The following is a 20639-nucleotide window of genomic DNA, read 5'->3' as shown; positions in this document are numbered from 1 at the left end:
ACCATTGAGCAACATAACGCACAATATTTTATTGATTCCTGTCATGATGCTCATGACGGGAATCTTTTTTTCATGTGTAAACGATTTGGATAAGGTAAAGAAAATTACAACTCACCCCGAAAATCCAGATGACACAAGCGAAGAGCTTCATATTATTTATACTGATTCAGGATATGCTCAGTTTGAAATCTTTGCCAATATTGCCGAGACTTACGGTCCGCCTCAAAATGTGAGAAAGTTCAAAGACGGACTAAGAGTGAATTTTTACAACGATGATGGTTCAATTGGTTCCGTGCTTACTTCTTTATTTGGAGAAATAAACGATGAAACTGGGCTAATTACGGTAAGAGATAGTGTGAAGTTACTGAATGTAGTTCAAGAGAAAACACTAGAATCAGAAGTGCTGTATTACAACAAAACAGGGGATTCAATTTACACAAACAAAGCAGTGGTCATCACCTCTCCTGACCTCATTCTTACAGGAATCGGGGCGTGGACAACTCCTGCTTTTGATACTGCTCAGTTTTATAAACCTACTGCTAAAATATTTATAAAAGATTAAAATATGGAAACGTACAATAAGATAATGCAATTGTTTTGGTTGGTTGTGGGTGTAATTACCATTATCGCCGTAACTGTATTGGGGTTTAAAGATGGATTCGAAAGATGGTCATCTTACTATGTGTTTGGTTTTTTTGCTATTCTGTTGTACTTCGTTCGTCGTTATATGATGAAAAGAATGGAGAAACACCAACAGTTTCTAAATGAACAGATTAAAAAGAAATAGTGGTTTTATAATCACTCTCAGAAATTAGCTGTACAAAACAGTTGATGGTTAACTTCCTTGAAGGCTTATTGTTGATTATCTTTACTCTGATCAAGAACTAAAAATCAGTTTTCTAAACAGTAAACTTTAGGCTTTTCTGAAAAGAAGATATAAAGAGAAAGTTATGGCTGAAAAGCTTCGTTTAAAATTAGACAAATAGTAATTCTGCTTTACTTATTATTTTGTTGAATTGTTCATTTCCACTTATATTTGACCAGCTTTAAAATTCAGTATGAACTCTAATTCGAAAGTCATAAATTACCAGTAAAGAATTCCATGTCTAAATTTCTAAATATCTTTCTGATGATAAGTTGTTTTCTGCTGGGGAATTCGGCTTTAGGGCAGTATGTGTTGAAGGGGAAAGTTTTAGATGAGAGTAATCTGGGGATTCCTTATGCAGATGTTTACGTAAAGAACAATGCTGATTTGCGAACTAGAGCAGATCTCGAAGGAAACTATTTGATGCGATTGGAAGTGGGAGAATACTATATGGTATTTTCAGCTTTGGGCTACGAAACCCGAGAGCACTATATGATTGTTCGAGAAACAGAAAACGTTCAAGATATTCAGCTTTTTCCAGTGAAAATTAAAGACCTTGAAGGATACGACTTCGCTGTAAAAAGGAGGAATGTTGGCCGAGACATCGTAATGAGAACTGTTGAACGGAAAAATCAATTCGACTACAATCAATATCCCTATAAAAGTGATGTATATATTCGCGCTAAAGACGAAAGATCACTTACTTCTAAAGGAGAAGAAAATATTGAGAAGGATTTAGAAGACCAAGAAGACGATGCCCGATTCGATGATGTTGAAGCCTTGAAAAGAAAAAAGCTGCAACAGCTCAATAATCTCAATATGGTAGAGGTAGAGATGGAGAGAAGTTATGCACCGCCCAACAAGATAAAGGAAATTAGAACAGGGTATGATAAGCGAGGTGATGATAGAAACCTCTATTTTACGACCACAGCCAAGTCCAATTTCAATTTTTTTCAGAATACTTTGTATCTCGATGACTTAAGTAAATCGCCGATTCAATCTCCGATTTCTACTGCCGGAATATTATCGTACAAATACCAATTGGTAGAGAAAATTGAGAGGGATACACTTCCCACATTAAACAAGATAAAAATCTCTTCTCGAAGTATTTCTTCATCAACACTTGAGGGTTATATTTATATTCAGGACAGTACTTGGTTGGTTGAAAAAATTGACTTTAAAATTGTGAAAGGGAACCTTTACATCTACGATAATTTCTCGGTAGTTCAAGACTTTGATATTTACGGGGACAGCATGTGTGTTTTGAAAAATCAATACATGAACTACGATGTAGAATACCGGAAGGAGAAGTTTGAAGGAAGTACAGTTGTCAATTATAAAAATTACGATTTTAATCCACAATTCGATAAAAAGTATTTTGGAAATGAATTGGCCGTAACTTCTCAAGAAGCTTACGAGAGAGACTCTAGCTATTGGTCAAGTACTCGGTTAACGCCTTTAACGCCAGACGAGCAAAAATTTATTCGTCAACGGGACAGTATCGAAAATTTATTCTCCAAGTCCTCCTATTTAGATTCTGTAGATTCAGTTTTTAATAAAGTGACCTTTTGGAAAGTAGCTTGGTTTGGAATTGACCATAGAAATAGAGCGAAAAAAACACAATGGACTATCAGTTCTATTGCTGCTATGATTCGTCCCATTTACATTGCAGGGCCAAGAATAGGTCCAGATTTCGATTATTTCAAGAAATGGAAAAACGAAAAAACTTTTGATGGTTACGTGCGTGCAGATATGGGCTTACTCAACTCCGATATAAAAGGTTCCGCCAACGCACGCTATCTTTACAATCCATTTCGGCAGTCAAGAATTGGGGTCAATTTCACTCACAATTACGACTTGATTCGCTCCTACGATGCAATCACTCAAGTTTTTCTTAGGGATAATTTTATTGAACGCACCTCAGGCAGTCTATATCATGACTTTGAAATTGTGAATGGATTGTATTTAGAGTCGAACTTTACTTATATAAATCGCCGTCCTTTACCGGAAGACACTAAATTTATTCGTTGGTTCGATAATGCTTTGGAAAATACCGAACCGCCAAAGTTTACGTCTTACAATGCATTAATAGCAGATTTTACTCTTCGGTACACTCCTTTTCAGAAATATATGAGAGAGCCCAATAGAAAGGTGATTCTTGGGTCTAAATGGCCAACCTTATATGTTTTTTACGAGAAAGGAGTACCTGATTTTATAGGGAGTGAGGTAAACCATGATTATATACGTTTTGGAATGCTGCAAACGTTTAAAATATCAACCTTAGGAACATCAAAGTATCACATAACTACAGGGAAATTCTTAAATCAGAAAATTTTAAGAGCAGAGGACATGAAATATCACCGAAGAGCAGATCCTATTTGGTTTTCTAACCCGATGTATTCCTATCAAGATTTAGACTCAACATTACCTACGATGGATTGGTATTTTGAATCGCATTATATTCATCATTTCAATGGAGCGCTAATCAACAAAATTCCATTTATGAAGAGAACCCGTATTTCTACAGTGGCTGGAGGTGGTTACCTTTGGGTTCCAGAGCACAAATGGACGCATTACGAAATGTTTGCAGGATTAGAACGTGTGTTCAAATTTGCCCGAAGAAGATTGAGAATTGGAGCTTATGTAGCCTTCTCTGATGGAAATCAAATTAAACCCCGGAGCACCTTTAAAGTCAGTTTCGCTATTCTCGATGAAAGAAGTATGAAGTTTAATTTTTAGAGCTTGGTTTACCCGTCGTTCGCAATTACCTTATAAAAGAATGTGGTTATCCGCTATCATACCAGTTCTTTATGATGAGAGTAAGTAGTTGAAAATCATGTCTTTGTAGTCAGATTGATGTTTAAGGAAGCCCAATTATCAAATAATTAATTTCGCGGTGAACGCTCAAGATCCTTTGCATGTTAATGAGAGAACCCTGTTCCATGGTAATTTATTAAGCTGCTGCTAAAGTTTCTTACAAAGTTTTAATAATAAATTGATCAAATTTACCTAATTTAGTGAAGCACCATTTAGAAACTTATGATAATCCGAAGATTACTTTTACTCTTTTTTATATCAAATCTATCTTTCCTAGGTTATGGACAAATGAGTGATACTTTAGGCTTGCAAAGCTTGTTTTTTAATGTAATTCCAGCGGTTATCTATGAATCCAATGGGAGTAAACTTTTTTCTAAGGGAGGTTCCCATAATAATGGAATGTCAGGTGTTGAGGTTGTAGGTATCCAATTGGAAATGGGAAGTCATCGGGCATTTTCAAAGAATCAACGCAGAACTGGTTTTTTTAGATTTACTTGGGCGAGAGTAGGAATTCATAACTATGGATTACTTTTGGCTCCAGCTCAAGTTGGTTTAGGGTCTCATGTGATTTATAGTTCCAAGAAGTCTCTTGAACTTTCATTGAATGCGGGTTTGATTATAACCACAGATGACGTGCTTTATCCTGAGATTGAATTCGACTACGCTGTATATCCACAATTAAGATTTAATTTTGAAAATTTTAGTTTGGGAATCGAGTATACGTTCAAAAGAGAATTTAAAGAAGGCTTTAATTTATTGAATGGCTACCATTATGTTGGTATAGTGATTGGGAGCGCCCATGGTAAAAGGATCAATTGATGGGGGTTGGGCTTCTGCATTATGGCCATTATCCTACCAATTCAGGATTTGGCCTTTTTAGTCTCCATGATGAGGTGATTTCTACCTTATGACCTGATGGTACTTCATCTACTGCTCAATTCCAAATTTTAAAATGCGGTTCAATATGTTATTTTCTAAATCATCTATTTTTAAATGCTCTGGGTAATAGTGGTAGCTTCTCTTGAAAGGACTTATTTCAATCGTTTTAAATTTGAATCCTTTCTTAATTTTGATTTTAAGAACCTCGTTAGATTTTGGGGAGAAAAGCTTCCAAGAATCAGCGTATTTAACCGTTTTGCCATTTATTTTATGAATTTTCAACTTTTTGATTCCCAAGGAGTCATTTAATTCTTGATTTTTAATGACGATGTACTTAGGCAAACGATAGTCAATTCGTCGTAAGCCATAAGTAAAATAGGTCTTGCTTCGCTGAATGGTGTCTTTCTTAAAAGACACTCCTAATTGATTTAGATAGTCATGGAAAGGACTTTTGTTTGAGGAAATAATCATGTTTTCAAAGAAATCTTTTACTATTGGGAATTCATCTTCTAAGTCTTGAAAGAAGGTTTCTTCGTTAAAAACGCCATCTGTACTTGCGCTTTTCATAGCATAAGCCAATAGGTCAGATATTCCCAATTCCCCTCCTGATTCTTTTGCAAAGAGATAGTCTAAATAGAAGGCTGTGATGGCCCCTTGTGTGTAAATAGCTCCATAGTTTTCTTGGTGCCTTTTGTCCAAAATGTTTTCACTAAATTGAGTTAATGATTTAATATTTGATTCTTTGCCATAGTTATAATTCATTCTAAGTTGTTTGAAAAACTGAAGCGTGTCTATGAGCTTGGCATTCATATTGGCTTTCATAGCAAGGTATTCTGTCACTCCCTCGTATAACCATAAATGCTTAGAAAACAAGGGCGAATTAAAATCGAAAGCATCAATTCTTTCGCTCCTTAGATTTAAAGGAGTTAAAATGTGCAGAATTTCATGGGCAACAAACTCCTTGAGCTTATTGTCGAAATCATTGGTATCGTTGAAGATGTATACAGATGACTTGTTGTGTTCAAGCGCCCCTGTGTTGTGAGAATATTCATCCGTAAAACCAAAGAGTAAACAGTATTTATCTTCGAATAATGTGCTAAAAAGCGAATCCTTTTCTAATACATTTAGAACTGGAGCTATTGTTTTTTTAATGTATTCAGCATCTAAATTGTAAATATTGGGTGCAATAGCAATTTGTATTATTCCATGTTTCAAACGAATGGAGGTAGTGTCTTTTGCCTTGAATTTTGAATACAGGAATGGAGAGTCTATTAATTCGTGATAATCCGCGGCAGTAATAATATCTTTATCTTCCTCTTCAATGCTTTTTATTGGAAGCGCACCTACAGCCGTTATTTCATTATTTCTTTTAATTGTTATTTTGTAGGAGTTGTTCATGGTGCTTTTGGAGTAGGGGACAAGCGAATGGAAGTTTAATAAAAATGCACCATGTTGTTCAAAGAATGAACCTGCGGGAAGGAACAAACTTTTGTTGTTTATTGTGCTTTTTGCCCAATAACTAACTTTAGTTACCTCGGCCGCATCCTTTAGTATAAAGAGATTTTGCTTAGTACTTTTTATTGTCTTGATGTCTCCGTTGACGTAACTAACTTTTATTTCATCAATGTATTGACCAAAATTATTTTCTTCATACATCCCTAAAACAACGGCGGGGAAAAAAAGGGTGTCTCTGTTTTTTTTAAAGTTCAAATCATGAATTTCCACTTGAATTTTATCGTTAGTAATTTCTTTTGATAAATCAATAACAACATTGTTTGTAGCTTGACCAAAGATTGAACTAGCAAGAATTATTTGGAATAAAAAGACGATAAAAAGTCCAGTAATTGGCTTCATGAGTAATGATTGTTTCATTTTAAAGTAGCAATATAATAGTTAAATGGATGCAGTAATTATTTTCTACGACTAATTCTTAATTTTATCAATGACTTCCCTTTTAGTGCAGCTAAAATCATCTTGACTAAAACCAATAGGACAAAAAACGAGGAGGATGGCAAGCAAGAACCTTGTAAGTAAATGTTTTAATCTAAAACAAGATAATATGTTTAGTCATTAATTATTACCTCAACCAAATCAAATTCTATTTGAACTCCACTTTTGAATGCGTAATGCTTTTTCGTAAAAACCAGACTCAAATGCTATCCAAATTTTATATTTCCCATAATATAGGAACCTCATAATGCTTGAATTGCCCATCCTTTGAAACTACTGTCATATTTTCTATAATGGATTGAGCAATTATAATTCTATCGAAGGGGTCTTGATGATAAAATTTTAGTTCAGCATTCGCAAGTATATGATTTGGTGATATGGGAAGTGTGTTAAAACCTGAATCTGCGATAATTTTAAAAATTGTTTTTAAATCTGTACCCAATTCAAGTCTACCAATTGAGTATTTAATACCGATTTCCCAATAACTAGCTATACTCACAAAACAGTTGTTATTGCCATTTTCAATGATGGTTTTGGTTTTATTAGGTAGCTTGCTACTGTCTGTAATAAACCAGATAACTGCATGGGTATCTAGGAGTAGATTCATTTCATATATTCTTTAAATCCATCTATTGGCTCATCAAAATTACTTTTCATTTTAATAAGACCTTTAGCCTTACCAGAAACTCTTTTGTTGTTTTTTTGATTTTGTTTTTTTGATTTGTACTGAAGATAATCAATAAACTTTTCTACCTCCGCATGCAGGCTGGAAGGTAGTTCAGATAGTTTTGTATATAATTGAATGTCAGTCATTTTTTTACTGTTTACTCAAATTTACAAAAAAATAATCAGAATACCCTTTTACTAATTGTTGTTGGGATTTTTTTTCTGAATAAGTTTTTACTATTTTGTCGTGCACGCGAACTGTCCGAAAATACCGGACGTTTGAGAAGTGAATTTTAAAATTTACAAAAAGTATAATTTTCACCTCCAATAAAAGAATCTATCTCCTAAGCTTCTTCCTAAAATCACAATACTCCTCAGCTGAAACTTTCAAATATCGAGGGCTTCCATACAACATACTCACATCACTATAAAAAAGGTGATTTCTGAGCTTATTAATACTTTCTTCTGTGAAAGAAGGATGAATCGGTGGCAAAATTAACGCTTGTCTTTCTACATCTCGCATTCCACCATAGCCAACGAAAATATTGGAATAATAAATATAATTGCAAAGCATTGTTTCTAAATCTCGTCGTTCTTCTATTTTTTGATTTTCAGAATCAATAGTGAAAACGCATCCATTGTAAAGTGCACTTCTTTCTATTATACTTCCAAAAACATCTCTGTGAATTAAACCTTTTTTTGTTAAGCTGTAAATTGAATCTTGAACTGATTCTAAGTTGTTCCAGCCAGAATGAATCACTAAAGTACCAATCATTTCAGAGCCTAGAAAACTTGTTTGAAATCGATCAAAGAGATGAGGTTTCTCTACTATCCATTTTTTAAGTTTTACACCTGTGATACTATCCGCTTTTACGATATCTCCATTTTTTTTAGATCGTGATCTTTGATCTCTAATCAATGTATAATATACAGGAAGTGAACCTTTTTTCTTCTTTAGCTTATTTTTACGGTAGATTTTCTTTATTTTCCTTTTAGAATAAGGAGGATTGTAGTTATCTAATGAATATTTTAATCCGTTGTAGAATCCTGTTTTTATCAAATCGAAATCTAGCTTATTATGGACGATGTAATTGTTTAAAATTGCTTTATCATAATCATTTGGAACCACCCTGTATGAATTAAGTCCTTTGTGATAAAAAGAATCACCCTTTGCGAAATCTTCATTAGCGATGAAGTGTTGGGCGGAGTCGATTAATTTGTAGTAACACGTATCGTCTTGGGCCAAAGAGCTTTAATAAATTATAAATAGACTTAAAAATAGTATGGGGTTTCTCATATGTATAAGTTGTTGTAAATTATGTTCAACATTATAAATCTAAATTGTTACCATTCTCTGAAAAATTAAAACTTCTATAATTTTAATGCGTATCCGATACTTTACCAGTAAATTTAGAGTTAAACTTCAATCCTCCATTAAAACAGAGTTTTATGAAATATGATATATTATTAATTTCAAGGTATGACAATATTTAGGATTCATGTCGCAAGAAATCCGTGATTATCCACGTTGCTTGCAGTTCTGCTGAACTTGCCGATGCATCCGTGTCATCTGCGTTCCAATACAGCGCAAACCATTTGCCAAGGAATAGAGCTTAGGTGGTTTTATTACTGGCAAAGATCCCGATAGGCATTAAAATTCCAAAGTGGTTAACCGCTATCATACCAGTTTTATATAATTGAAATAACTAGCTATAAATTATGACTTTCAAGCCAAATTAATATTTAACGATAATCAAAAAGAGACTCCTCAGTCGTTTAACTCCTTTGGATGACAGGTGTTATATATTATTGATTGGGGAAAGTTGCTGAAGCTTCGCTTCGGCAACTTTCCCCACCTAACCAACCTATCGATTATCATTTCGAAAATACCCAGTATTGAGGAATCTCTTTTGTTGATTAGAAAATCTTCAATAAGTCATTAAGTCATATTAAACTAATCTCAAAGGTTTTAAATTGAAATTATTGGTAACTTTAAGTGGAATCAAATTCGGATTTGAAAAAAGTGTCAAGAATTGAATGGTAAAGTTCAAATTCGTCTAGGACAACAAATCATTTCGATTCATCCTCATAATTCAAAAGTCTTTGAATGGTAACATTTGTTTCAAATCATTTTCTTAACTTAGTCTAACTACTTTTCTAGTTTATTATGAAATACTTAAAACTCAGTCTGCTTTTAATTTTCTTCAGTCAGCCTCTTGTTAATTATGGACAAAATCAAGATACTTTGGGATTAAAACGTCTTTTTTGCAATGTCATTCCTGCTGTGGGAATGGAATATTACAAAAAGAAAGTGGTAACAGACCTTGGTGATGGATATACTCATTCAACTGGTGGAGCTGGAATTGCAGTGGTGGGCGTTCAGTGCGAAATGGGAAATTATTGGGTCTTGGATCAAAAGAAGAAAACAACAATTCTTTTTCGGTTGACATGGGCTAGAGTAGGAATTCATAACTATGGATTACTTTTGGCTCCAGCTCAAGTTGGTTTAGGATTTCATGTTGATTTCAACCCGAAGTTATCCTTGGATGGAGTACTAAATGCTGGAGTTTTTACAGCAACAGATGACGCACTATATCCTGAGTTTGAATTTGATTATGCCGTTTATCCACAAATAAAACTAAACATCAATCACTTCAGTATTGGTTTTGAGTATACTTTTAAAAATGATTATAAAGATAAATTTAGCTTTCCTAAAGGCGGACATTATTTTGGATTGGTACTTGGTGGTACCGCTGGGAAGAGGGTAAATTAAAGTAAGGTCGATTTATGATTTTTTTTCTATAGTAAAAACAACCATTCCACCGAAATATTATCAAGGTTTGAACGGTTTGAAAAATCAAAGCCCACAAAAAAAGGAACGCCTTTCGACATTCCTTAATATTGTTTGATATTGTAGATTTGTAAGGGCATTTTACAATTCGCCCGAACAAATCCAAAATTATAGGCCTAATAAAACTTGGATTGGATCTTTCCCTCCAAATATCATTCTCTCCGGATTCTCCAACATTTCTTTAACTTTCACCAAGAAACTTACAGATTCTTTACCATCGATAATTCTGTGGTCGTAAGAAAGTGCTAAATACATCATCGGACGAATTTCAACTTTTCCATCAATAGCTACTGGACGCTCAACGATGTTGTGCATTCCAAGAATAGCGGATTGTGGTGGGTTGATAATTGGTGTTGACATCATAGAACCAAAAACACCTCCGTTTGTGATTGTAAATGTTCCACCCGTCATTTCGTCTGGAGTAATTTTACCATCACGTGCTTTAATCGCTAATCTTTTGATTTCTGCTTCAATTTCAGCTAAAGTCATTTGCTCTGCGTTGCGCACAACAGGAACCATTAAACCTTTTGGAGAAGAAACCGCAATTCCGATGTCAGCATAATCGTGCATGATCATTTCTTTACCATCGATTTGCGCATTCACAGAAGGGAATAAATTCAACGCTTCAGTAACCGCTTTGGTGAAGAAAGACATAAATCCTAAATTCACTTCGTGGTGATCAGCAAACGCTTTTTTGTACTTCGTTCTCAAGTCCATGATTGGCTTCATGTCTACTTCATTGAAAGTAGTTAGCATCGCTGTTTCGCTTTTTACCGCTACTAAACGCTCTGCTACTTTACGACGCAACATAGACATTTTCTTTGGTGTCTTGTCGCGTGTTCCACCCCAACCTGATGTAGATTCAGTATCAAAACCAGCAGCCATTGCATCAACAACATCTTGTTTTGTAATGCGGCCATCTTTTCCAGTTCCAGAAACTTGCTTAGAAGAAACATTGTTCTCCTTCATTATTTTAGATGCAGCAGGCGAAGCAGTTCCTTTAGCATAAGAATCTTTCGACTCTGCAGCAGGAGCTTCTTCCTTCTTCGTTTCTTTCTTTTCTTCTTTTACTTCCTTTGCAGGTGCTTCCTTTTTCTCTTCTTTTGGTGCTTCAGATTTCTCTGGTGCTTCAGCAGAAGTGTCAATTAAGCAAACTACTTGACCAACAGCAACTGTGTCTCCTTCTTCAGCTTTTAGAGTAATTATTCCCGCAGCTTCAGCAGGCAATTCTAAAGTTGCTTTGTCAGAATCTACTTCTGCAATTGTTTGATCTTTTTCAACGTAATCTCCGTCTGCAACAAGCCATTCAGCGATCTCAACTTCTGAAATCGATTCTCCTGGGCTTGGTACTTTCATTTCTAGCATTGCCATCTGTTCTCTATAATTTTATTTAGCAGCTACTGCTGCGTATTCAAATAACTTGTTGTATAATTCTTTTAACCTTCTCAAGTGAATCTCTTTTGCTCCAGCTGCTGGTGCTGCAGAAGCTTTTCGTGAAACGCACTTCAAGTCAATGTGTCTCATGTTCATTGCCATAAATGTCCAAGCACCCATGTTTTCTGGTTCTTCCTGTCCCCAAATGATGTTTTCAGCGTTTTTGTATTTCGCCAAAATAGCATCAATTTGTTTTTGAGGTAAAGGATAGAGTTGCTCAACACGAACGAATGCCATGTCTGTAACTCCGCGTTCTTCTGCCTCGGCAATAAAGTCGTAATAAGCTTTCCCAGAACATAAAACTACATTTGTTGCTGTTTCATGAATGTTTCTTGGATCATCTATCACTTCTTGGAAACTTCCCGTTGCCAAATCTTCCATTGTGGAAACTGCTTTAGGATAACGCAGTAGCATTTTTGGAGAAAACACAACTAATGGTTTTCTAAAATTACGCTTTAATTGTCTACGTAAAGCATGGAAATTGTTTGCAGGTGTTGTAGGATTGATCAATTGCATGTTCAAGTCTCCACAGCTTTGTAAGTAGCGCTCCATTCTTGCTGAAGAGTGTTCCGCTCCTTGACCTTCGTATCCGTGAGGCAATAACATTACCAATCCAGACTGTACATTCCACTTGTCTTCTCCAGCTGTAATAAATTGGTCAATAATAATTTGAGCTCCATTCATGAAGTCACCAAATTGTGCTTCCCAAATTGTTAATCCGTTAGGCTGTGCCAAAGAATAACCATACTCATATCCTAAAACTCCATACTCTGAAAGTAGTGAGTTGTAGATCGACATTTCAGCTTGGTCTTTTTCAAGTAAGTTTAAAGTGATTATTTCTTCTTCTTCGTCCTCAGTTTTTACCACTGCATGACGGTGAGAGAAAGTTCCACGTTCAACATCCTGACCTGAAACACGAACTGGATGACCTTCAACCAATAAAGTAGCATAGGCAAGCATTTCTGCCATTCCCCAATCCAACTTATCGTTTTCAATCATTTTTAAACGGTCTTTAAATAGCTTTAAAACCTTTCTGAAAATTTTCTTTCCATCGGGTAATGTCGCAATTTTCTTTCCGAGTTCGATTAATTTATCTTTTGGGAATTTTGTGTCGATGACTTTGTCAAAATCTTCTTCTGTTGCATAGTCGAAGTCTTTCCAAATTTCATCTAAGAAATTAGTTACAATTACCTTGTCTTCTTTTTTAGCAGCCTCAAATTTTGAATCTAATTTTTCCTCAAGCTCCACTTTCATGGCTTTGTCAAAATCTTCATCAATTACACCTTCTTCCAATAATTGAGATTTGTAGATTTCTCTTGGATTAGGATGTTTTGAAATCTTCTCATACAATTGTGGTTGCGTAAACTTAGGCTCATCACCCTCGTTATGACCATATTTTCTGTACGAAAGTAAGTCGATAAATATATCCTTATTAAATTTCTGTCTGTATTCTAGTGCAATCAAGAAAGTCTGTGCTACTGCTTCAACATCGTCTCCATTCACATGGAATACTGGACTTAAAGTTGTTTTGGCAATATCTGTACAGTATGTACTTGAACGACCATCTTTGTAATTCGTTGTAAATCCAACTTGGTTATTGACCACTATATGAATTGTCCCTCCAGTGTCGTAACCTTCTAATTCAGACATTTGGATAACTTCATACACTACTCCTTGAGCAGAAATTGCAGCATCTCCATGAATGATAATTGGGACTATTTCGTTTTCAGATTTTAAATAATCGTCTATTTTTGCTCTGGTAATTCCCTCTACGACTGGTCCAACCGCTTCTAGGTGAGAAGGGTTTGGAGCTAGTGTGAGTTGTAGTTTTTTGTCACCTACTTCAATGTTTCGTGTTAAACCGAGGTGGTATTTAACATCACCATCGAAGGTATCGTCATCATCAAATTCTTTCCCTTCGATTTCACCGAAAAGCTCGGTTAAATCTTTATCGAAAATATTTACTAGCGTGTTTAAACGACCTCTGTGTGCCATTCCTACAACAAATTCTTTTACGTTTAGATCTGCTCCTCTGCGAACCATTTGATCTAAACCAGAAATTAAAGCTTCACCACCTTCTACAGAGAAACGTTTTTGTCCAACGTATTTTTTCTGTAAAAACTGTTCGAAAAGTGTTGCTTCGCTTAATTTTCTAAAGATGGCTTTTTTGTCATCTCCTGTAAATTTTGGTCGTTTATCTAGTTCTAATTCATCAAGAAACCATTGCCTGCGCTTTGGATTTCTGATATAGTGAAACTCTAAACCTATGCTTTCGCAGTAGGCGCTTTTCATGTGTGCAACAATGTCTTTCAACGTTGCTGGACCTAGTCCAATGCGCGTTCCTGCTTGGAAAACAGTATTTAAATCACTTTCTGATAAATCAAAATTTTCAATTGAAAGATCTGGCGCATATTGTCTTCTTTCACGCACAGGATTTGTGTGAGTAAAAAGATGTCCGCGCTTGCGATACCCTTCTATTAGATTGATTACTTTAAATTCTTTTTGGAAATTTTCTGGAACTTCACCACCATCTTCATAGTTAGTTTGTCCAAATTCGAATCCTTCGAAAAATTTTCTCCACCCTTCGTCTACACTACTTGGGTCATTTTTGTACGTGTTGTACAAGTCGTCAATTGCATTAACGTCGGCGTTACCTATATATGATACTTTGTCCATGTCATTTTTTAACATTATCCGGAAGGGCAAATTTACAATTTTATTACACTTTAAACGTTAAAATCCTCGAAATTGTTCAATTAAACGCTCCTCAGAAATTAAAGTAAACCCAATTTATGACGCCTTCGAAAATTCACTTTTTGCGCTATTCTCATCAAAAGCATTTTTGCTAATTCTGTTACGGGGTTTTCATTATCTCTGAAAGCCGCTTTCACTTTGTCTTCTGGCAGGTCGGCAACGTATAAAAGTTGGTCGATTCGGCTAGCAGATGTCCTCATAATGAGTTCAATTTCATCTGATAATCTCTTTTGAAATGATTCAAAGGAAGATAGTTCTTCATCTGAAAATTCGATTAGGATTCCAACTTTAGCGAATTCTTTGCTGAGTTGGGAAAAAACCTCCGCTGCAAAATCGTTTTCGATGAAGGCTTTTGTTAAATCTGAATTCTCTCCTTTCTTTAAGTCTTTCATCTTTATTTCGTTACTCTTCCGTTTAAATTTGTCTCTTTGCTTGAGTTGTCTAATATAATAATAAGAAATGCTTATTGGAAAGTATATGTAGGAAATGTATTTGGTGATTTTGGATTATGTTTTAATAATCTAGAAGGGACGATTTGGATTTTCAATGAGGATTTTGCTTTGATAATGGGCGTGGACGATTTACAAATCGTCCCTACATTATTCCTTCGTATAATGTTTATCTTTTAAATCATTTGTTTCTTTGATGATAACAAGGAGATTTTACCTTCGATATTTAATAATTGAATGGTAGGCACAGTGCATTTCAAAATCCGCAATTATCCAACCAAACCCAACAAAAAATCCGTGATTATCCGCGCTGCTTGCATCCGCGTCATCCGCGTTCCATTACAGCGCAAACCAAATCTCTCTCTAATTGCATAATCCTTAATTTAAAAACATTAAATTCGCAATGAAAATCTGTAAGAATGAAAGTGTTTAAATTTGGTGGTGCTTCAGTAAAAACAGCAAGCGCAGTGAAGAATGTAAAATCGATTTTAGATCAATATAAAAACGACGAATTATTTGTTGTGGTATCCGCAATGGGGAAAACCACAAATGCAATGGAAGGAATTGTGAATGCGCTCTATGCTAAAGATTATGATGCATTTTGTGCTCTCGGAGAAGATAGAAAGGAATTTCATTTAGAAATTATGAATGGACTTTTTGATGATAATTCTCACCCGATTTTCGATGAAGTCAATGAAATATTTATGGATTTAATTGCTCAAAAAGACGAGCGATTGGTTGAAAATTACAATTACCAATACGATCAAATTGTTTCCTTAGGAGAAGTGCTTTCAACTAAAATTATCGCAGCTTATCTTTCGCTTTATGAAAATGATGTATGTTGGAAAGATGCCAGAACTTTCATCAGAACAAACAATGCCTACAGAAAAGCTGAAGTGGATTGGGAAAGAACCCAAAAACTGATAAGTTCCGAATTAAAATCGAAAAAATGTAGGATTTCTGTTACTCAGGGATTTATTGGACACACCAAAGAAGGATTCAGCACAACTTTAGGTAGAGAAGGGTCAGATTTTACCGCTGGAATTATCGCTTATTGTACCAATGCAGAAAGTGTAACCATCTGGAAAGACGTTCCTGGAATGTTGAATGCCGACCCAAAATGGTTTGAAAACACGGTGAAATTGGATAAAATTTCATTCAGAGAAGCAATTGAATTGGCTTATTATGGAGCATCGGTAATTCACCCGAAAACAATTAAACCACTTCAAAATAAGAGCATTCCTTTATATATAAAGTCATTCTTAGATCCCGAAGCGCCTGGAACAATTATTCAAGCTTCAACAGAAAACGATGATTTGGTGCCCTCGTTTATTTTTAAAGTAGACCAAGTTTTACTTTCCATAACCCCCAAAGATTTTTCATTCGTTGTAGAAGAAAATTTAAGTGATATTTTTAAGAAACTAGCCTTATCAGGCGGACACATTAACGTAATGCAAAATTCTGCCGTAAGTTTTTCTGTGTGTTTAGACATCAACAAAGATGAATTGAAAAATCTAGTTGAAATGCTGAGCGATGAATACGAAGTGCGCTATAATGATAATTTGGAATTGGTAACGATTCGCCATTATGACCAAAAAACGATTGATAGAGTTACGAAAGGGCGAGAGATTTTAATGGAGCAGAAGACGAGGCAGACGGTTAGGATTGTGATGCGGAATTTGGAATTGGAAGTTGACGCAGAGATACGCTGAGCTTTCGCAAAGTTTCGCAGAGAAAGAAAAACGATGAATGTTGAACGATGAATGCAATAGGATTTGGATAATCAATTTTACGAAGAGAAATGTAGGGGTGATTTGTAAACTTAGCGAAGCGATCTCATGACCAAAGGGAGTAATCGTCCGTAATATTTCGACAAAAGTATAAGTGTATTGAATATTGAGAGACAATTTAATGCGAACTAGGTTTAATACCCAACCAACAAAATCTTTTACTATCCCATAAATCCCAAAATCAAATAAATCACAGTGCTGACAATTTAGTGCTATTTGAAATATTCTATAACCTTATCAGCCAACACATCACTCAACTTAAAATAACTTTCAATCGTCCAACCACCAACATGAGGTGAAAATAAAACTTTGTCAGATTCCAAAAGCGCATTGAACTCAGGGTTCTCATCACCCGACAAGGTTTTTTCAAACGATGCACTTTCGTATTCTAGCACATCTAAACAAGCTCCTAATATTTTTCCAGAATTTAATCCTTTGAGTAGGGCAGAAGTGCGAACGATTTTTCCTCTTGCCAGATTGATGACAAAAATCGGCTTTTCAAATGCGTCAAAAAACTCTTTATCGGCTAAAAACATTGTTTCTTCATTTTGAGGAATATGAAATGAAATTATATCTGCTTCTTTATAGATTTCCTCCATCGTTGCAGCTTGCGCATATTGATTTCCGTAATTCCCCTTGTATTTATCGTAAGCCAAAACTTTCACATCAAAACCAGCTAGTTTCTTGGCGAATGCTCCACCGTTGTTTCCGTAACCGATAATTCCAACAGTTTTTCCGTCCAATTCAATTCCACGGTTTCCTTTTCTATCCCATATTCCCTGACGTACTTCAGTGTCGCCTTTTTTTAGCTTGTTGAATAAAGAAAGTAACATTCCTAATGCATGTTCGCCCACAGCATTTCTGTTTCCTTCGGGCGCATTAAAACATTGGATATTGTGTTTTTCGGTGTATTCTAAATCGATATTTTCCATTCCCGCTCCACTTCTTGCAATGAATTTTAATTGCGTTCCGTGTTTTAAAAAATCTTCATTCATAGGAAAACGAGAACGAATGACAAGACCTTCCATTTTTGGGATTTCTGCGATACATTTTTCACGCGACCAATATGTTCCATCAATACAGGTGAATCCTTTTTCTGTTAAACGTTCTTCTAAAATTGGGTGAACTGTGTCTATGAATAGTACTTGCATTGTTTTTGTTTTTTTAATTTTATTTTCTTCATTGATGTAACCCTCTCCCTCGGTCTCTTCCTTCAGCTGACGGAGGATGAAAAAACGCTACATTTATAAATCAAGTCAATCCTTTAATTATTGAATTAAATAGCTGTTTATTAAATTTTTAAAGCCGATTTCGGAGAGTTTCCTCCCGATTTTTATCGGGAAGGGGGCTAAAGGGGGAGGACTAATTCTCCTCATTCCCTTCAAAACTCTTTCTCAAAACCTTCGCTTTCGCCAATCCAACTACCTCAACCAACTCTTCCTCACTGGCTGCCTTAATCTTCGAAACAGTTTTAAAGTGCTTCATTAAATCTTCTTGTGTTTTGTCTCCGATTCCTTTGATTTGAATTAATTCTGAGACCAAAGCACCTTTACTTCGGCGATTGCGGTGGTGTTCAATTCCAAATCTGTGTGCCTCGTTTCGCATGTGTTGAATGACTTTTAAACTTTCACTTTTCTTGTCGATATACAAAGGAATACTGTCGCCAGGAAAAAAGATTTCCTCTAGTCGCTTTGCGATACCTACGATGGGGACTTTCCCGCGAAGCCCCAGTTTTTCTAGTGCATCTAGTCCTGCACTTAACTGTCCCTTTCCACCATCGACAATTACCAATTGTGGTAAATCCTGACCTTCTTCGACCATTCTTTTGTAACGGCGGTAAAGTGCTTCGCGCATCGATTCAAAATCATCTGGTCCTTCGACTGTTTTGATGTTGAAATGACGATAATCCTTCTTGCTTGGTTTACCATTTCTAAAAACTACACATGCCGAAACTGGATTCGTTCCTTGAATATTAGAATTGTCAAAACATTCCATGTGATATGGAAGTTCTTTCAATCGGAAATCTTTTTGAATGGTTTTCAGAATGCGTTCTACCTTTATTTCTGGATTTTTTAGTGATTCTTGTTTCTGTTGTTGAAGCTTAAAATATTTAGCGTTTCGTTGTGAAAGGTCTAATAAATGTTTCTTATCGCCGCGCTGAGGAGTGAAAAAAGTCAATCCTTCCATTTCAAAATTTTCGGCATTTTCAATCAATATTTCCTTTGATTGACTGTTGAATTTTTCACGCATTTCCAATAAAGCAAAACTCAAAATCTCTTCATCAGATTCATCCAGTTTCATTTTTACTTCCACTGTGAAACCATGAATTATTGTTCCATTATTGATGACCAGATAATTTACAAATGCTTTCTTGTCTGCTTTTTCTAGAGTAATGACATCCACCTGGTGAATGGTTGGAGAAACAACTGTAGATTTGGCCCTATATTTTTCTAAGGCTTGAATTTTCTGTTTCATTTCTTCCGCTTCCTCAAAAGCAAAACGTTCTGCGGCTTCTTGCATTTTGTCTTTCAACATGCGAATTACAGAGGCGATATTTCCTTTAACTATATGTTCAATTTGCTCGATATATTCATTGTAAGTTGCCTCCTTTTCCTTTCCAACACAGGGCGCTTTGCAATTTCCAATATGATACTCTAAACAAACTTTATATTTTCCTGCATCAATTTTATCTTGACTTAAATCGTAATTGCAATTGCGCAGCGGATATAATTCTCGCATTAAGTCGAGTAAAGTATTAACGACATAAACAGAGGGGTAGGGCCCAAAGTATTTAGAGCCATCTTTGATTACCCTACGTGTAGAAAAGATTCTTGGAAAACGTTCATTTTTAATGCAAATCCAAGGGTAGGTTTTGTCATCTTTTAGTGCAATATTATACTTTGGACGATATTTTTTGATAAGGTTATTCTCCAACAATAAAGCATCTTGTTCTGTATCCACAACCATGTAATGCATGTCGTGTATCTTTCGAACTAAAATTCTTGTTTTCGCAGTGTCATGATTCTTAGTGAAATAGGAATTCACCCTTTTTTTAAGATTTTTGGCTTTTCCCACATAAATGATGGTTCCTGCTTCATCAAAATACTGATATATGCCAGGTTTCTCCGGCAATGTTTTGATTTTCTCGTTGAGTTTGTTTAACCTTTCTGACACTTGACAAAGATATGGATTATTAAGAGAATGGGGTGGGGGATTGGTTAACACATTGTAGAGGCGCACTGCAGTGCGCCTCTACAATGTGTTATTTTTTTTCTTTTTAAATACTGGCACTGTAGAACAAGGCTCTCCATACATTATACTTTTTGCCACAGGCTGTAAATGCTTTACCAATTCTGTCATGGCAAAAGCTGGATGTGCAACATCAGAACATCCTTTGATGATTATTCTTCCATCGCTATATTCTTCTAAATCCAAGGCTTGAATGTTGGATAAAATCATTTGTTTTTCAGCTTCCATTTCATCCCCAACAAAGCCTTTTGCTCCGTGTTCTTGAAGCTTTGAGATTACCAACATGAAAGCCCAGGTTGGAATAATTGCATCTGCAGAGCAAAAAACACCAACAATTTGGCCTTTGTATTTTGACCAATCGTTTTCTTTCACAAATGCACGAAAGTCTTTTTCTTTTAAGGCCAATTCTTGCCATAGGTTCTCTTTCAAGTCGATGGTTACTATCGTTTCTTTTGGTTTGAAACTCGCTAAGTCAAGCTGAATTAATCCGCTTTGCTGAATTTTATTTACAATTTCTGCCATTATACCCTGTTTTTCTATTGAATAGACAAATGTAGAAGAAGTTTGTTGATATTTAATTACGAATCACCTAGAGAATTCCAACAGCGTTGTAATTTGGGTTGTTTTTACACGGAGGTTTATTTGAGGAGTCATGGAGTTGCACGGAGGTTTTTATTGATGGTTTTTGAATGGATGTGTTTTTGGAGAATTCCAACTGCGTTGTAATTTGGGTTGTTTTTACACGGAGGTTTAATGGAGGAGTCACGGAGTTGCGCGGAGGTTTTTATTGATGGTTTTGGGATGGATGTGTTTTTGGAGAATTCCAACTTCGTTGTAATTGGGGTTATTTTTACACGGAGGTTTAATGGAGGAGTCACGGAGTTGCACGGAGGTTTTTATTGATGGTTTTGGGATGGAGGTGTTTTTTAAGAATT

Annotated in this window: 17 protein-coding genes; 7 read left to right on the top strand and 10 right to left on the bottom strand. The window is 35.5% G+C overall.

Annotation, left to right across the window (positions count from 1 at the left end; all coding sequences use genetic code 11):
* Positions 1 to 4: 4 nt before the first annotated feature.
* The 4 genes from lptC to DIT68_RS07515 all read left to right on the top strand — a co-directional run bounded on the left by lptC (position 5) and on the right by DIT68_RS07515 (position 4501).
* Positions 5 to 562 carry an LPS export ABC transporter periplasmic protein LptC gene (gene lptC, locus DIT68_RS07530; RefSeq protein WP_146194155.1) on the top strand — a complete coding sequence of 186 codons (558 nt, stop codon included), beginning with the start codon at positions 5 to 7 and terminating at the stop codon, positions 560 to 562.
* A 3-nt stretch (positions 563 to 565) separates the two neighbouring features.
* Complete coding sequence (locus DIT68_RS07525) at positions 566 to 787, top strand: hypothetical protein (protein ID WP_109359209.1); 222 nt, start codon at positions 566 to 568, stop codon at positions 785 to 787.
* Positions 788 to 1129: 342 nt separating this feature from the next.
* On the top strand, positions 1130 to 3604 hold the full coding sequence (locus tag DIT68_RS07520; RefSeq protein ID WP_158276139.1) for a DUF5686 family protein: 2475 nt from the start codon (positions 1130 to 1132) through the stop codon (positions 3602 to 3604).
* Between the two features lie 300 nt (positions 3605 to 3904).
* Complete coding sequence (locus tag DIT68_RS07515) at positions 3905 to 4501, top strand: hypothetical protein (protein ID WP_146194154.1); 597 nt, start codon at positions 3905 to 3907, stop codon at positions 4499 to 4501.
* 108 nt (positions 4502 to 4609) lie between these two features.
* Here DIT68_RS07515 and DIT68_RS07510 read toward each other — a convergent pair whose 3' ends face one another.
* The 4 genes from DIT68_RS07510 to DIT68_RS07495 form a co-directional block, all read right to left on the bottom strand.
* On the bottom strand, positions 4610 to 6433 hold the full coding sequence (locus DIT68_RS07510; RefSeq protein ID WP_109359206.1) for a M61 family metallopeptidase: 1824 nt from the start codon (positions 6431 to 6433) through the stop codon (positions 4610 to 4612).
* Positions 6434 to 6728: 295 nt separating this feature from the next.
* Positions 6729 to 7118: a type II toxin-antitoxin system VapC family toxin gene (locus DIT68_RS07505; RefSeq protein WP_109359205.1), complete on the bottom strand. Its 390-nt coding sequence runs from the start codon at positions 7116 to 7118 to the stop codon at positions 6729 to 6731.
* Positions 7115 to 7324, bottom strand: a complete 210-nt coding sequence (gene vapB / locus DIT68_RS07500) for a type II toxin-antitoxin system VapB family antitoxin (protein ID WP_109359204.1) — start codon at positions 7322 to 7324, stop codon at positions 7115 to 7117. The genes DIT68_RS07505 and vapB overlap by 4 nt, the downstream gene beginning before the upstream one ends.
* 190 nt (positions 7325 to 7514) lie before the next feature.
* Complete coding sequence (locus tag DIT68_RS07495) at positions 7515 to 8423, bottom strand: hypothetical protein (RefSeq protein WP_109359203.1); 909 nt, start codon at positions 8421 to 8423, stop codon at positions 7515 to 7517.
* Between the two features lie 921 nt (positions 8424 to 9344).
* Between DIT68_RS07495 and DIT68_RS07490 the strand changes: the two genes are divergently transcribed.
* On the top strand, positions 9345 to 9950 hold the full coding sequence (locus DIT68_RS07490) for a hypothetical protein (protein WP_109359202.1): 606 nt from the start codon (positions 9345 to 9347) through the stop codon (positions 9948 to 9950).
* Between the two features lie 186 nt (positions 9951 to 10136).
* Here DIT68_RS07490 and odhB read toward each other — a convergent pair whose 3' ends face one another.
* From odhB to DIT68_RS07475, 3 genes are all read right to left on the bottom strand, one after another.
* Positions 10137 to 11399 carry a 2-oxoglutarate dehydrogenase complex dihydrolipoyllysine-residue succinyltransferase gene (odhB, locus tag DIT68_RS07485; protein WP_109359201.1) on the bottom strand — a complete coding sequence of 421 codons (1263 nt, stop codon included), beginning with the start codon at positions 11397 to 11399 and terminating at the stop codon, positions 10137 to 10139.
* Positions 11400 to 11414: 15 nt separating this feature from the next.
* On the bottom strand, positions 11415 to 14138 hold the full coding sequence (locus DIT68_RS07480) for a 2-oxoglutarate dehydrogenase E1 component (RefSeq protein WP_109359237.1): 2724 nt from the start codon (positions 14136 to 14138) through the stop codon (positions 11415 to 11417).
* A 98-nt stretch (positions 14139 to 14236) separates the two neighbouring features.
* Positions 14237 to 14608, bottom strand: coding sequence for a hypothetical protein (locus DIT68_RS07475; protein ID WP_109359200.1), 372 nt, complete (start codon positions 14606 to 14608; stop codon positions 14237 to 14239).
* A 476-nt stretch (positions 14609 to 15084) separates the two neighbouring features.
* Between DIT68_RS07475 and DIT68_RS07465 the strand changes: the two genes are divergently transcribed.
* Complete coding sequence (locus DIT68_RS07465) at positions 15085 to 16377, top strand: aspartate kinase (RefSeq protein WP_109359198.1); 1293 nt, start codon at positions 15085 to 15087, stop codon at positions 16375 to 16377.
* Positions 16378 to 16667: 290 nt separating this feature from the next.
* On the opposite strand, the gene DIT68_RS07460 is transcribed toward DIT68_RS07465, so the two are convergent.
* The 3 genes from DIT68_RS07460 to DIT68_RS07450 form a co-directional block, all read right to left on the bottom strand.
* Positions 16668 to 17606: an NAD(P)-dependent oxidoreductase gene (locus DIT68_RS07460; RefSeq protein WP_109359197.1), complete on the bottom strand. Its 939-nt coding sequence runs from the start codon at positions 17604 to 17606 to the stop codon at positions 16668 to 16670.
* A gap of 211 nt (positions 17607 to 17817) precedes the next feature.
* On the bottom strand, positions 17818 to 19629 hold the full coding sequence (gene uvrC, locus DIT68_RS07455; RefSeq protein ID WP_109359196.1) for an excinuclease ABC subunit UvrC: 1812 nt from the start codon (positions 19627 to 19629) through the stop codon (positions 17818 to 17820).
* Between the two features lie 78 nt (positions 19630 to 19707).
* Positions 19708 to 20226 (bottom strand): DUF2480 family protein, encoded by a 519-nt coding sequence (locus tag DIT68_RS07450; RefSeq protein ID WP_199223391.1) that lies wholly within the window; start codon positions 20224 to 20226, stop codon positions 19708 to 19710.
* A 231-nt stretch (positions 20227 to 20457) separates the two neighbouring features.
* Here DIT68_RS07450 and DIT68_RS16315 point away from each other — a divergent pair, with 231 nt between their 5' ends.
* Positions 20458 to 20607 (top strand): hypothetical protein, encoded by a 150-nt coding sequence (locus tag DIT68_RS16315; RefSeq protein ID WP_158276138.1) that lies wholly within the window; start codon positions 20458 to 20460, stop codon positions 20605 to 20607.
* The last annotated feature ends 32 nt before the right edge of the window (positions 20608 to 20639 follow it).

Origin of the sequence: Brumimicrobium oceani, from assembly GCF_003143775.1 — a bacterium.
Lineage (GTDB): Bacteria > Bacteroidota > Bacteroidia > Flavobacteriales_D > Crocinitomicaceae > Brumimicrobium > Brumimicrobium oceani.
This window is presented reverse-complemented; position numbering and strand designations above follow the sequence as displayed.

Excerpts from the sequence above, each read along its gene's own strand:
- DIT68_RS07490 (WP_109359202.1), top strand. The coding sequence starts at position 9,345 with ATGAAATACTTAAAACTCAGTCTGCTTTTAATTTTCTTCAGTCAGCCT.
- DIT68_RS07525 (WP_109359209.1), top strand. The coding sequence starts at position 566 with ATGGAAACGTACAATAAGATAATGCAATTGTTTTGGTTGGTTGTGGGT.
- odhB (WP_109359201.1), bottom strand. The coding sequence starts at position 11,399 with ATGGCAATGCTAGAAATGAAAGTACCAAGCCCAGGAGAATCGATTTCA.
- DIT68_RS07520 (WP_158276139.1), top strand. The coding sequence starts at position 1,130 with ATGATAAGTTGTTTTCTGCTGGGGAATTCGGCTTTAGGGCAGTATGTG.
- DIT68_RS07450 (WP_199223391.1), bottom strand. The coding sequence starts at position 20,226 with ATGGCAGAAATTGTAAATAAAATTCAGCAAAGCGGATTAATTCAGCTT.
- DIT68_RS07505 (WP_109359205.1), bottom strand. The coding sequence starts at position 7,118 with ATGAATCTACTCCTAGATACCCATGCAGTTATCTGGTTTATTACAGAC.
- DIT68_RS16315 (WP_158276138.1), top strand. The coding sequence starts at position 20,458 with ATGGAGGAGTCACGGAGTTGCGCGGAGGTTTTTATTGATGGTTTTGGG.
- DIT68_RS07480 (WP_109359237.1), bottom strand. The coding sequence starts at position 14,138 with ATGGACAAAGTATCATATATAGGTAACGCCGACGTTAATGCAATTGAC.
- vapB (WP_109359204.1), bottom strand. The coding sequence starts at position 7,324 with ATGACTGACATTCAATTATATACAAAACTATCTGAACTACCTTCCAGC.
- DIT68_RS07460 (WP_109359197.1), bottom strand. The coding sequence starts at position 17,606 with ATGCAAGTACTATTCATAGACACAGTTCACCCAATTTTAGAAGAACGT.
- DIT68_RS07465 (WP_109359198.1), top strand. The coding sequence starts at position 15,085 with ATGAAAGTGTTTAAATTTGGTGGTGCTTCAGTAAAAACAGCAAGCGCA.
- DIT68_RS07515 (WP_146194154.1), top strand. The coding sequence starts at position 3,905 with ATGATAATCCGAAGATTACTTTTACTCTTTTTTATATCAAATCTATCT.
- DIT68_RS07475 (WP_109359200.1), bottom strand. The coding sequence starts at position 14,608 with ATGAAAGACTTAAAGAAAGGAGAGAATTCAGATTTAACAAAAGCCTTC.
- DIT68_RS07510 (WP_109359206.1), bottom strand. The coding sequence starts at position 6,433 with ATGAAACAATCATTACTCATGAAGCCAATTACTGGACTTTTTATCGTC.